13 protein-coding genes are annotated in these 12,445 nt (G+C 65.3%); 8 read left to right on the forward strand and 5 right to left on the reverse strand.

Features of this window, described 5'->3' with window-relative positions:
• Positions 1–87: 87 nt before the first annotated feature.
• Positions 88–1,038: a thioredoxin-disulfide reductase gene (gene trxB, locus Q8Q53_RS07700; protein ID WP_305701183.1), complete on the reverse strand. Its 951-nt coding sequence runs from the start codon at positions 1,036–1,038 to the stop codon at positions 88–90.
• A gap of 119 nt (positions 1,039–1,157) precedes the next feature.
• Here trxB and Q8Q53_RS07705 point away from each other — a divergent pair, with 119 nt between their 5' ends.
• Positions 1,158–2,030, forward strand: a complete 873-nt coding sequence (locus Q8Q53_RS07705; protein WP_305701184.1) for an alpha/beta fold hydrolase — start codon at positions 1,158–1,160, stop codon at positions 2,028–2,030.
• Positions 2,031–2,033: 3 nt separating this feature from the next.
• Here Q8Q53_RS07705 and Q8Q53_RS07710 read toward each other — a convergent pair whose 3' ends face one another.
• A complete protein-coding gene (locus tag Q8Q53_RS07710; protein WP_305701185.1) occupies positions 2,034–2,807 on the reverse strand; it encodes a tyrosine-protein phosphatase in 774 nt (257 codons plus the stop codon).
• 142 nt (positions 2,808–2,949) lie between these two features.
• Here Q8Q53_RS07710 and Q8Q53_RS07715 point away from each other — a divergent pair, with 142 nt between their 5' ends.
• The 7 genes from Q8Q53_RS07715 (at position 2,950) to Q8Q53_RS07745 (ending at position 10,221) form a co-directional block, all read left to right on the forward strand.
• Positions 2,950–4,845, forward strand: a complete 1,896-nt coding sequence (locus Q8Q53_RS07715) for a DUF3604 domain-containing protein (protein ID WP_305701186.1) — start codon at positions 2,950–2,952, stop codon at positions 4,843–4,845.
• Positions 4,846–4,857: 12 nt separating this feature from the next.
• Positions 4,858–5,688: a peptidylprolyl isomerase gene (locus Q8Q53_RS07720; RefSeq protein WP_305701187.1), complete on the forward strand. Its 831-nt coding sequence runs from the start codon at positions 4,858–4,860 to the stop codon at positions 5,686–5,688.
• On the forward strand, positions 5,688–6,671 hold the full coding sequence (locus tag Q8Q53_RS07725; protein WP_305701188.1) for a HupE/UreJ family protein: 984 nt from the start codon (positions 5,688–5,690) through the stop codon (positions 6,669–6,671). Before Q8Q53_RS07720 ends, Q8Q53_RS07725 begins: the two co-directional genes overlap by 1 nt.
• 61 nt (positions 6,672–6,732) lie before the next feature.
• Positions 6,733–7,536: a crotonase/enoyl-CoA hydratase family protein gene (locus tag Q8Q53_RS07730; protein WP_305701189.1), complete on the forward strand. Its 804-nt coding sequence runs from the start codon at positions 6,733–6,735 to the stop codon at positions 7,534–7,536.
• A gap of 59 nt (positions 7,537–7,595) precedes the next feature.
• A complete protein-coding gene (gene ribB, locus Q8Q53_RS07735; RefSeq protein ID WP_305701190.1) occupies positions 7,596–8,867 on the forward strand; it encodes a 3,4-dihydroxy-2-butanone-4-phosphate synthase in 1,272 nt (423 codons plus the stop codon).
• 5 nt (positions 8,868–8,872) lie between these two features.
• A complete protein-coding gene (ribH, locus tag Q8Q53_RS07740) occupies positions 8,873–9,292 on the forward strand; it encodes a 6,7-dimethyl-8-ribityllumazine synthase (protein ID WP_305701191.1) in 420 nt (139 codons plus the stop codon).
• Positions 9,289–10,221, forward strand: coding sequence for an aldo/keto reductase (locus tag Q8Q53_RS07745; protein ID WP_305701192.1), 933 nt, complete (start codon positions 9,289–9,291; stop codon positions 10,219–10,221). The genes ribH and Q8Q53_RS07745 overlap by 4 nt, the downstream gene beginning before the upstream one ends.
• A gap of 43 nt (positions 10,222–10,264) precedes the next feature.
• Here the strand turns inward: Q8Q53_RS07745 and Q8Q53_RS07750 are convergent, their stop codons facing one another.
• The 3 genes from Q8Q53_RS07750 to Q8Q53_RS07760 are packed head-to-tail and all read right to left on the reverse strand — an operon-like array spanning position 10,265 to position 12,445.
• A complete protein-coding gene (locus tag Q8Q53_RS07750) occupies positions 10,265–10,786 on the reverse strand; it encodes a DUF1254 domain-containing protein (protein WP_305701193.1) in 522 nt (173 codons plus the stop codon).
• Positions 10,783–11,367: a DUF1214 domain-containing protein gene (locus tag Q8Q53_RS07755; RefSeq protein ID WP_305701194.1), complete on the reverse strand. Its 585-nt coding sequence runs from the start codon at positions 11,365–11,367 to the stop codon at positions 10,783–10,785. Before Q8Q53_RS07755 ends, Q8Q53_RS07750 begins: the two co-directional genes overlap by 4 nt.
• Positions 11,360–12,445 carry a hypothetical protein gene (locus tag Q8Q53_RS07760; protein ID WP_305701195.1) on the reverse strand — a complete coding sequence of 362 codons (1,086 nt, stop codon included), beginning with the start codon at positions 12,443–12,445 and terminating at the stop codon, positions 11,360–11,362. The genes Q8Q53_RS07755 and Q8Q53_RS07760 overlap by 8 nt, the downstream gene beginning before the upstream one ends.

Below are 12,445 nucleotides of genomic sequence, written 5' to 3' on the forward strand. Positions count from 1 at the left end.
TGTCGAGCGTAGTCGAGACACAAGGCGCAAGTGTCTCGACTACGCTCGACACGAACGGGGTGGAGGAAAAATCAGAATGGTCGAGCGTTAGCGCGCCGCCAAAAATTCCCGCTCCGCCAGGAAGCGCTCCGCATCCAGCGCGGCCATGCAGCCGGTGCCCGCCGCCGTCACCGCCTGACGATAGGTGTGGTCCATCACATCCCCGCAGGCGAACACGCCGGGGATTGCGGTCTTGGGGGTGCCGGGCTGGACGACGATATAGCCGCCCGCATCCAGTTCCAGCTTGCCTTTGAACAGTTCGGTCGCGGGGGCGTGGCCGATGGCGACGAACGCGCCGTCGGTCGGCTCGATCATCGTCTCGCCGGTCACGGTATCCTTCAGTTCCACGCCGGTCAGGCCGGTGCCTTCACCCACGAAGCGTTCGACCGCCTTGTTCCACAGCACCTTGATGTTGGGATGAGCCAGCAGCCGGTCCTGCAGGATTTTCTCCGCGCGCAGCGAATCGCGGCGGTGGATCAGGGTGACGTCCTGCGAATGGTTGGTGAGGTAGAGCGCTTCCTCGACCGCGGTGTTGCCGCCGCCGATCACCACGACCTTCTTGCCGCGATAGAAGAACCCGTCGCACGTGGCGCAGGCCGAAACGCCCTTGCCCGACAGCTCCTGTTCGCCCGGCGCGCCCAGCCAGCGGGCCTGCGCGCCGGTCGCGATCACCAGCGTGTCGCCTTCATAGACGTCGCCCGAATCCCCGATTGCGCGGAACGGCGGGCCGCTGAAATCAACCTCGGTGATGGTGTCCCACAGCATCCGCGTGCCGACATGTTCGGCCTGAGCCTGCATTTCCTGCATCAGCCACGGCCCCTGGATCACATCGCGAAAGCCCGGATAGTTTTCCACGTCGGTGGTGATGGTCAGCTGCCCGCCAGGCTGAAGCCCCTGCACCACGATCGGCTGCATACCCGCACGCGCGCCATAGATCGCTGCCGAAAGGCCCGCCGGGCCGGAACCGATGATCAACATGCGCGTGGTGTGGGTCGTCATTGCCATATCCTGCCTGTAACTGCCCGGGCATCTAGGAACGCGGGCGAACAGTTGCAAACGCTTTGGCCGGGGTTGCCCACAAGTTGACGCGGACGCAGGTTGGTAGCAAAGCCGGTGCCATGCATGCAAACGGACCCACCTCGAACAGCTTTATCTCGCAGCGCCTGCGGCTGCATTACGTCGATTGGGGCAACCCGGAAGCGCCGCCACTGATCCTGCAACACGGCGGGCGGGACCATTGCCGCAGCTGGGACTGGGTGGCGCAGGTACTGGCCAGGGACTGGCACGTGATTGCACCTGACCTGCGCGGACACGGTGACAGCGCCTGGGCGCCGGACGGCAACTATGAAATGTCCGCGTTCGTCTATGATTTTGCGCAGCTCATCCACACGTTGGGCCACGATCAGGTGACGATCGTTGCGCATTCGCTGGGCGGCAACATTTCCAGCCGTTTCACAGGACTTTACCCTGAAAAGGTCAGAAAGTTTGTGAACATTGAAGGGCTTGGCCCCTCCCCCACTGTCCGGGCTGAGCGCGAGGGGGCAGGCTATGCCAACCGGTTCCGCGAATGGATCGAAAACCGCCGCAAGGCCGCCGGACGCGTGCCCCGCAAGTATCCGAGTATCGAGGCGGCGTTTGCCCGCATGAAGGAGGAAAATTCCTTCCTGACCGACGAACAGGCCCGTCACCTGACGGTCCACGGCGCCAGCCGGAACGAGGACGGGACGTTCAGCTGGAAGTTCGATCCCTATCTGAACAACTGGCCGTTCGAGGACGTCCCGCAAGCGCGCACGGACGAGCTGTGGGCGGCGATCACCTGTCCGATGCTGCTGCTCTATGGCGCGGACAGCTGGGCATCGAACCCGGAAAAGGACGGCCGTCTGGACGTGTTTGGCAACGACGTGCGCGTTATCGAGTTCGAGAACGCCGGCCACTGGCTGCACCATGACCAGTATGACCGGTTCATGGCCGAAATCCGGGCGTTCCTGTAAGCGTCAGTCCGCGACGAACCGTTCGCGCAACTGGCCCTGCGCAGCGTCGTCCAGCCCGATCACGTCCGCCAGATAGGCGTCGACGCTGCCATGGCTGGCACGGATCGCCTGGAATGCGGTGTCGAGGTATTCCGGCTCCACCCCCATCAGCGTGCGAATCGTGGCTTCATCAATCGCGCCATATCTTGCGCGGATCTGTTCGGCCCCGGCGGCGATGCGCCGGTCGATATTGCCGGCCACGTTGGTCAGCAGGTAATCGGCCATGATATCGTCGGCGTGAACACCCAGCACATGGTGGAGCAGCGCGACGGCAAAGCCGGTGCGGTCCTTGCCCGCCACGCAGTGGACCAGGCTGGCATCGTCCCGCTGCCGCAAGACGTTGAAGTAACAGCTGATCATCGGCGTCAGCGTGGGGCGATAGGCAATGCCTTCATACAACCGCTGCATCGCCGCGCGGGCTTCTGTCGCTGACGGATTGCTGGCCGCTGCCTGCACGTGCAGCCCCGCGGTCTCTCCATCATGGAACAGCACTTCGGCGGCAAAGCCGGGATAGCGGCGGCACGGGTTGGCATCACGCTCGCTGTTGCCGCGCAGGTCCACCACGGTGCCGATGCCCAGCCCCTTCACCGTATCGAGATCGGCATCGGTCGCATCGCCGTGCTGGGCCGAGCGCCACAGCAGGCCAGCGCGGACCCGCCCGCCGCCCGCAACCGGGTACAGGCCATAGTCGCGGAAGTTGTGGATGCCGGAAAGCGGAAGGACGCGAGTTTCAGTCATGCCGCGCGGATTGGCAGGGGAATCGACCCAGCGCAATCGGCATTTCGTGGCAAGTTAAACGCGCGGTTGACGCGGGGCGCGCGCATGGCATTGTAACGCATTGCAGAAAACAACCCGTTCAAGGGTTGATGGAGGGGACAGTATGCGAGGCAAATACGCGTTGGCGGCGGCCTTGATGGCCGGGACCATGCTCACCGCCGGTTGCGACCGGATCAAGCAGGCGACCGGCGGCAGTGAAGTCGCGGTTGCGGAAACCGAATTTCCGGAGCGCGTGTTCTGGGGCGATACCCACCTCCACACCTCCAATTCCGTCGATGCCTTTGGCTTCGGTGTGCGGCTTGGGCCTGAAGAAGCGCTCCGCTTTGCGCGGGGTGAGGAAGTGACCGCCACGACCGGCATGAAGGCCAAGCTGGCCCGTCCGCTCGACTTTCTGGTGATTGCCGACCATGCCGAGGCGATGGGCGCGACCAAGGCGCTTTACGACGCCCCCCGCCTGATGATCCGCGATGAACGGATGCGCCGCTGGTATGACCTGATGCATGAAGGTCCGGCCGGTTCGCAGCAGGCGATGGCCGAACTGCTCGACGCGCGCGGCCGCAACGATCTGCCCGAAGCGATGATGGATGCGGATGCGGCGGCTGAGCGCACCCAGTCGATCTGGAAGGAACATCTCAAGACGGTCGAACGCTATAACGAACCGGGCAAGTTCACCGCGTTTGCCGGGTTCGAATATACCTTGATGCAGGGCGGCAACAACCTGCACCGCAACGTTATTTTCCGCGACGGGATCGACAAGGTTGGCAAAGTCGCGCCGATCGACCCGACTTACAAGGAAACGCCAGACGAAATCTGGAACTACATGGAGGCCTATGAAAAGAGCACCGGGGGCAAGGTGCTGGCCATTCCGCACAATTCCAATTTGTCCAACGGGCTGATGTTCGAACTGACCGCGCCCGGCGGCGGGCCGATGACGGCCGAATACGCCAAGCGCCGCGCGCGGCTGGAACCGGTGGTGGAAATCACCCAGATCAAGGGCGACAGCGAAGCCCATCCGTTCCTGTCGTCGAACGACGAATTTGCCGGGTTCGGCGTCGCCGGGTGGGAACTCAACAACCTGCTGATGCAGGAGCCCAAGAAGAACGAGATGTTCGCGGGCGAGTATGTCCGCGAGGCGCTGAAACGCGGCCTGCTGATCGAGGCGCAGACCGGCGCCAACCCCTACAAGTTCGGCGTGATCGGTTCGACCGACAGCCACACCAGCCTTGCCACCGGGGACGAGGACAACTTCTTTGGCAAGCATTCCGGCAACGAGCCGAGCGCCACTCGCGCCAACGAAGGCCAGAACCTGGGCACCCGCGTCGGCCGGTTCGGCTGGCACTATCTGGCGGGCGGTTATGCTGCCGTCTGGGCCAAGGCCAACACCCGCGCCGCGATCTGGGATGCGATGGCCCGCCGCGAAGTCTACGCCACCACCGGCCCGCGCATGACCGTGCGGTTCTTTGGCGGGTGGGACTTCAAGGGCGACGACCTCAAGGGTGACTGGGTGCGCGCCGGGTATAAACGGGGCGTGCCGATGGGCGGCGAACTGGCGACCAAGCCGGGTGCGCGGCCCAGCTTTATCGTCTCGGCGTTGAAAGACCCGCTCGGCGCCAACCTCGACCGCGTGCAAGTGGTCAAGGGCTGGGTCGACAAGGCTGGCAAGGCGCAGGAAAAGGTGTTCGATGTCGTGTGGAGCGACATGGATGGCCAGCGCAAGGCAGCGGGCGGCAAGGTTCCAGCCGTAGGCGATACCGTCAACGTGGCGACCGCGACCTACCAGAACAGCATCGGCGCGCCGACGCTGGCGACGGTGTGGAGCGATCCGGAATTCGATCCGAAAGTCCGTGCGTTCTATTACGTGCGCGTGCTGGAAATCCCGACGCCCAGCTGGCCCGCATTCGATGCGGTGCGGTTCAAGGTGAAGCTGAACCCTGAAGTCCGGGTGAAGCAGCAGGAACGCGCCTATAGCTCGGCCATCTGGTACACGCCCACCGCCTGAGGAACCTGACGCATGACCTGGCGATCCCGCGCGGCAGGGCTGCTGCGCGAACCTTTGGTGCACTTCATGATCGCCGGGGCGCTGGTGTTCGCGGTCTTGTCCGGTCGCCCGCCCGATACGGGCGAACGGCGGATCGTGGTCAGTGAGGCGGTAGCGAACCGGCTGGTCGAACGCTGGATGCAAAGCTTTCGCCGCGCGCCCACGGCAGACGAGGTGGACGGACTGATCCGCGATTACGTGATGGATCAGGTCTATTACCGCGAGGCCCTGCGGTTAGGGCTGGATCAGGACGATGAAGTCGTGATCCGCCGCCTGCGCAACAAGATGGTCGGACTGGCCGCCAGTGATGCCGAAGCGAAAACCCCTACCGACGCGCAGTTGCAGGCGCTGATTGATGCCGATCCGGCGCGATATGCCGCCGAACCGTTGCTGGACTTCAAGCAAGTCTATCTGGGCGGTGACACTCCGGCCGCGCGCGCCGCGGCGGCGCAGGCCCTCGCCGCCTTGCAGCGCGGCGAGGCGGCGGATGCGCTACGCCAGCCCGCCCCGATCCCCGCCAGCTTCAGCCGCGCCCCTGCCAGCGAGGTGGCAGCCGTGCTGGGACAAGATTTCGTCGCTGGCCTCGCCAAACTGCCGGTCGGCCAGTGGAGCGGTCCTGTTCCATCCGGTGCGGGATTGCACCTCGTCCGGATCGAACGCCGCGATCCGCCCCCGACCCCGCGGCTGGCCGATGTGCGCAAGCGGGTTGAGAACGACTGGCGCAGTGCAGCCACGCAGACAGCGGTGAATGCCGCTTACGCCAAACTGCTGGACGGCTATGACGTGGTGATCGAACGCCCGTGATGGCCTTGCGCGCCCTGCTGCTGGCAGTGCTGGCGCTGCTGCTGCCCGCCTTTCCTGCATCGGCCGATGATCTGCGCCCCGGTTATCTGGAACTGACCCAGCAAGACGCCGCAACCTGGAAACTGGTGTGGAAAGCCCCCGTGCTGGGCGGCCTCGCCACCCGCGCCCAGCCGCTGCTGCCGGATTTCTGCACGCTGGCCCCCGGTGACACCCGGCTGGTCGGCGCAGCGGTGATCGCAACCGGAACATACACCTGCACAGCCCCGCTCGACGGGCAGGTGATCGGCCTGAAGGGCATGGAAACCAGCATGACCGATGCGCTGCTGCGGGTCGCCCCGCTCGGCCGCCCGGTGCAGGCAACGCGCCTGACCTATGACAGCCCAACCGCAGAGGTCATGGCCGTGCCGGATCGCTGGCAAGTGGCGCAGACCTATCTGGCCCTGGGGGTGATCCATATCCTTGAAGGGTATGACCACTTGCTGTTCGTGGTCGCGCTGGTGCTGCTGCTGGGGCGGCTGGGACCGGTGGTCAAAGCGGCCACCGCCTTTACCGTGGCGCATTCGATCACGCTGGTCGGCACCAGCCTGGGGCTGATCGGGCTGGCACAGCAACCGGTAGAGGCCGTCATTGCGCTGTCGCTGATCTTCCTCGCCGTCGAAATCGCCAAGCAGCGCGATGGCCAGCCGCGCCTGTCGGAGCGGTTGCCGTGGGTGATCGCCTTCCTGTTCGGGCTGGTCCACGGCTTCGGCTTTGCAGGCGCGCTGCGTGAGATCGGCTTGCCCGAAACCGATGTGCCGCTGGCGCTGCTGACGTTCAATCTGGGGGTGGAACTGGGGCAGCTGGTGATCGTGGCAGGGTGCCTTGCCGTGCTGACGCTGATCCGCCGAACCGCGCCCACCGCGCTGCGCCCGGCAACGGTTGCGGCCACTTACGGGATCGGGATCGTGTCCAGCTTCTGGTTCATTGAACGGATGCTCGCCTGATGCTGGACAAAGCGCAGGGCCTGCCGCATGGCGAGGCCAACCAGCCTTAGGAGGAACTTCCGTGGAAAGCCCCGTCCTGTATGACGCCGATGCCAGCGGCATTGTCACCATCACGCTCAATCAGCCGGCAATGCGCAACCCGATTTCCGATCAGGACGTGGTGGAAGCGCTGCTGGATGCGCTCCACCGGCTGGAAGGCGATCCATCCGCACGCGTCGCGATCCTGACCGGCGCGGGCAAGGCGTTTTCGTCCGGCGGGAACATCGCCAAGATGAAGCCGGGTTCGGGCCTGAACGCGGGCCTGCCCGCGAAAACGCGCGGCAATTACAAGCGCGGCATCCAGCTGCTCCCGCTCGCCTTCGCGGCGCTGGAAGTGCCGATGATCGCTGCGGTCAATGGTCCGGCGATCGGCGCGGGGCTGGATCTGGCCTGCATGTGCGACCTGCGCGTGGCGGGCGAAAGCGCGAAATTTGCCGAAAGCTTCGTCAAGCTGGGGATCATCCCCGGCGATGGCGGCGCATGGCTGCTCCAGCGCGTCGTGGGCTTTTCCAAGGCGGCTGAAATGTCGCTGACCGGCGATATGCTCGACGCCGCCGAAGCGCTGGCCTGCGGGCTGGTTTCGCGGGTCGTGCCGGATGACCAGCTGATGGACACCGCCCGCGCGCTCGCCGCCAAAATCGCCGCAAATCCGCCCTTCGCGGTGCGGATGACCAAGCGCCTGCTGTGGGAAGCGCGCCGCACCGATCTGGCGACCGTGCTGGAAATGTCCGCCGCGATGCAGGCCGTGGCGCATGCCACCAAGGACCATGAGGAAGCCGTCAACGCCTTCCTCGAAAAGCGGGTGCCAGTCTTCAAGGGCGACTAAAACACATTGATGTGATTTGCCCTATAGCAATCACATCACAATGTGATAATCGGCGAATCATGAGCACAAACATCATCGATCGCGTCCGCCGCCTCGTGACTGACGGGGGGATGTCGCGCGCCGGACTGGCGCGGGCTGCGGGTCTTCATGCCAATACGCTGCGGGATTGCACCGACGCGGACTGGAACCCCACGGCGGAAACCCTGCGCAAGCTGGAACGCTTCCTCGCCGATGCCGAGGACGAGCGCGTGCTCGTGCCGATCGAGGACATCATCGAGGAAGCCCGCAACGGCCGGATGTTCATCCTGGTCGACGACGAGGACCGCGAGAACGAGGGCGATCTGGTGATCCCGGCACAGATGGCCACCCCCGATGCGGTCAACTTCATGGCCACCCACGGGCGCGGGCTGATCTGCCTGACGCTGACCAAGGGGCGGACCGACCAGCTGGGGCTGGAACTGATGAGCCGCGCCAACGGCACCCGCCACGAAACCGCCTTCACCGTCTCGATCGAAGCGCGCGAAGGCGTGACCACCGGGATTTCCGCCGGGGACCGCGCCCGCACCGTTGCGGTGGCAATCGATGCCGGCAAGACCCGCGATGACATCGTTACCCCCGGCCACGTCTTCCCGCTGATCGCCCGCGACGGCGGTGTGCTGGTCCGCGCCGGCCACACCGAAGCCTCGGTCGATATTTCGCGCCTGGCAGGCCTCAACCCGGCGGGCGTGATCTGCGAGATCATGAACGACGATGGCACGATGGCCCGGATGGACGATCTGGTCCCGTTCGCGCGCCGCCACGGCCTGAAAATGGGCACGATCCGCGACCTGATCGAATACCGCCGCCGTAACGACCATCTGGTCGAATGCGTGTCTGAAGCACCTTTCACGTCTGATTACGGCGGCGACTGGATTGCCAAGACCTATCGCAACAAGGTGGATGGATCCACGCATATCGCGCTGCAAAAGGGCCATGTCGTGCCGGGTGAGCCGACGCTGGTGCGGATGCACGGGATGTCGATCTTCTCGGACGTCCTCGGCCAGCCGGGGCCGCGCAAGCGCGTGCTGCAACGCGCGATGGCTTCGGTGGGAGAGGCTGGCTCGGGCGTGATCGTGCTGCTGATGCCGTCCAGCGGCGACCAGTTGTCCGAAGAGGTCGGCGGCAGGGGCGGCCCGAAGATGGACCTGCGCAGCTATGGCATCGGCGCGCAGATTCTGGCCGACCTGGGAATCCATGATATGGTCCTGCTGACCAATTCGCACCGCAACATCGTGGCAATCGAAGGCTATGGCCTGAACATCGTGGGCGAACGCCCGATCCTCGAAGGATAATCCCCATGGCCAAGTTCCTGATTGTCGAAGCCCGGTTCTATGACCACCTCAACGACATGCTCGTCGCTGGCGCGAAAGCTGCGCTGACCAAGGCGGGTCATGAAGTGGACGTGATCACCGTCCCCGGTGCGCTGGAAATCCCCGGCGCGATCAATCTGGCCGACACCGCGCAGATCTATGACGGCTATGTCGCCATCGGCGTGGTGATCCGGGGCGAAACCTATCACTTCGAGATCGTCGCGGGCGAAAGCGCGCGCGGGATCATGGCGCTGACGATGGATGGCATGGCCATCGGCAACGGCATCCTGACGGTGGAGAACGAGACGCAGGCGCTGGTCCGCGCCGACCCCGCGCAAAAGGACAAGGGCGGCGAAGCTGCCCTTGCCGCGCTCGCCCTGCTCAAGTTGCGCGAAAAGTTCGCGTGAGCCTGAACCCGGCAGCAGCCCCGGCCATCGCCGGCATCCCGCTGGTGCTGGGCGGCAACGTCTTTGGCATGACGGCGGACGAGGACGCCAGCTTTGCCGTGCTGGACGCCTTTTATGCGGCTGGCGGGCGGATGATCGACACGGCCGATGTCTATTCGGCCTGGGTTCCGGGCCACAAGGGCGGCGAGAGCGAGACGGTGCTGGGCAAATGGTTCGCGGCCAGCGGCAAGCGCGCCGAAATGCGGCTGCACACCAAGACGGGCATGCTCGGCGGCAGTGAACTGTATCAACCGGCGCGCGTGCTGGCCTCGCTCGATGCGTCGCTGGAACGGCTCCAGACCGACTATGTCGATCTCTACTACGCGCACCGCGATTACGAAGAGCTGGCGATGGCCGATATCGTGACCGCGTTCGATGGCGCGGCAAAAACCGGCAGAGTCCGCGCGCTGGGCGCATCGAACTTCACCGCGGGGCGCCTGTCTGAAGCGCTCGATGCGGCGCAGCAGCAAGCGGCGATGCCGTTCAGCGTGTTGCAGAACGAATACAACCTGGTTGCCCGCGCCGCCTATGGCCCGGATTTGCAACGCATCTGCACCGAGCGGAGCATCCCGATGTTGCCGTTCTACGGGCTGGCTTCGGGCTTTCTGACCGGGAAGTACCGGACCGAGGCCGATCTGGCCAAATCGGTGCGCGGCACGCGGATGACCACGTTGATCGAAACCGGCAAACCGCTGCTGGCGGTAATGGACGATGTTGTCCGTGAAACCGGTGCAACCCATGCACAAGTTGCGCTGGCATGGCTGCGGGTTCAGCCCGGGATCGGCGCGCCAATTGCCAGCGCGACCAGCGCGGCGCAAGTGAAGGAACTGTGCGCCTCCACCGCGCTGCACCTCAACGCAGAGCAACTCGCCCGACTGAGCGCGGCCTGAGCGCTTCTCCCCAGCCCCTCCCCGCCGGGGAGGGGTGATGAAGTCACAGCGGCGCGCAGCTGTCCGCGCGGCGGGCCTTGTCGGCTGCGGCGAACAGTTCTGCCGTCGGGGCGAGGCGGCGGTCGAGGATCACGCCGGTATCGTAGTTCGCGCGGACCACCGGTTCGCCAGCAGGCACGGCCTGCCCTTCGCGCGCGAGCACGAAGCGGATGCCTTGCGGGAATTGTCCGGTATCGAACACCGCGATATTGTCGGTCCGGGCATCGAAGACCGAGAGCGAGACATAACCATTATCCGGCGACGGCGCGGCGGTGACCAGCAGCGGGCCGCGCGACAGGTCGTAAACGCAGCTGGCATAGGCCAGGTCCGGCGACGGGCGAACGACGTTGCGGGACTGCTGGGTAACCCGGTTGCCGAACACGAAGCGGTTGATCGCGGCTCCGTCGTTCGACAGTTTGCCCAGCGCCACATCCATGATCGCGCGCGGAGCGGCCAGGATCGTGGCGACATGGCCCACTCCCGCTGCCAGCGCAAACGCCAGCGCATATTTCAGGCCCGCGTTCATGCCGCACCTCCACAATCGAGCCGGGTCACTGTGGGCAGCGGGATCGCGGCGAAATCATCCTGCGCCGATCTGGCCGGCTGATAGAGCCGCAGCGTCAGCGAATACTCCCCCGCTTTGCGGCTGGAGGCCCAGGCCCCCTCCCCCGCCGGCTTCGGCGCGACCAGCGCGGTCCATTTGCCCGCCGCATCCGGCTTCACTTCGGTCGCATCGAACGACAGCGCGTCATCGTCGTTGAGCGGCAGGTAATCATCATCGGCATAGACCGTCACCGACCACCACTGCGCGGGCAGCGCCGCGCCCGCCACCTGATACCGGCAGTCTTCCCGCAGCCGCGCGCCAGCGGCATCGACGTTGGTGGTGAAATAGATCGCCTGGCTCTTGTTGAGCGCCAGCAGTCCGGTCAGCGCAACCCGCGCGCGGGTCCATGGATCGGCGTCGACCGAGCCGGTGACCGAATTGCCATACCAGCCGCCCGCGCCCGCGCCGCTCAGCCCGCCGCGCTTCATGCTCCATGCCGCAGACCCGGCGCCAACCGCCAGCCCCGCCACAATCGCCAGCGCCAGTTTCAAGCGTTTAGCCAAGGTCCATGAACTCCTTCAGGCCATAGGGCTTGTACGGCCCCAGGATCAGCTGTTCGAACACGCCAAAGCCTTCGCCGTGCTTGTCGCTATAGACCTTGCACGGCAGCTGGACGTGGTAATTGTCCATCCCGCCGGGGTTGCACTGGGCGAGGCCAAAATCCTCGCGCTCCACGTCCAGCGGACCGTGGTGGAGGCCATGCCCCCACTTGGGCGAGGTATAGCCGATCCCGCGCATCTGGAACCGGCCGACGGGCTCCAGCCGCAGCGTTTCCGGGCCGTCCGGTCCTTCGATGGTCAGCACCCCGCCCTTGGGCCAGCGCGTGCCGGGTTCCAGCGGAGAGACCATTTCGCCTTCGGTATCGAGCTGCCCGTCTGCCGTGCTGCCATCGGGGGCGATCACCGCGCGGGTGTTCCACTTGTTGCCCTTGGCATCGGCGTTGACGTGGAAGAACACGCTGCGATCCCCGAAGTTGATCGGGGTCCACTGCCAGAAGAAACCGGGAACCACGCCGGTGCCGTGCGGCTGTTCATCGCGCGCGCCCACCGGCCGCACGCCCCAGCTGCGGTCGCGCGTGCCGACGGTGCCGGGGGCGCAATCCTGCCGCACGCCGTCAACCTCGATCCAGCCGGTATAGTGCCCGTTCTGGGTCATCCGGGTGTAATCCATGAACGTGCGCGGCCCGATCCGGTGGATGAAGCGCGGCTCCTCGATCGGAAAGGCGCGGCCCGTAAAGGTCAGGTCGGCCTTCAGCCCTTCCCCGTCGACCGTCACGCGCAGGATGTTGAGCGGTTCGATGATCTCGATCCGGATCGGCCCGACCACCAGATCGAGCCGCTCCATCCCCAGTTCCTTCGACGCGTGGAGGTTGTGCTGCACCCCGTCGCGGATCACCGAAAAGTGCGCGTCGGCGACGTTGAGGTGCGGATAGACCCCGAACGCGGCGGCGAAGAAGCCGGAGCCATCGGGGGCATAGCCGTTGAAGAAATAGCGGTCGTAGAAATTGCGGTCGGTCCCGGCATAGGCCACCGGCTCCGGCGTCTGGTGCAGCGGATAATCGTCACCTTTGGTCAAAGTCAT

This window comes from Novosphingobium sp., assembly GCF_030699305.1.
In the GTDB taxonomy this organism is placed as follows: domain Bacteria; phylum Pseudomonadota; class Alphaproteobacteria; order Sphingomonadales; family Sphingomonadaceae; genus Novosphingobium.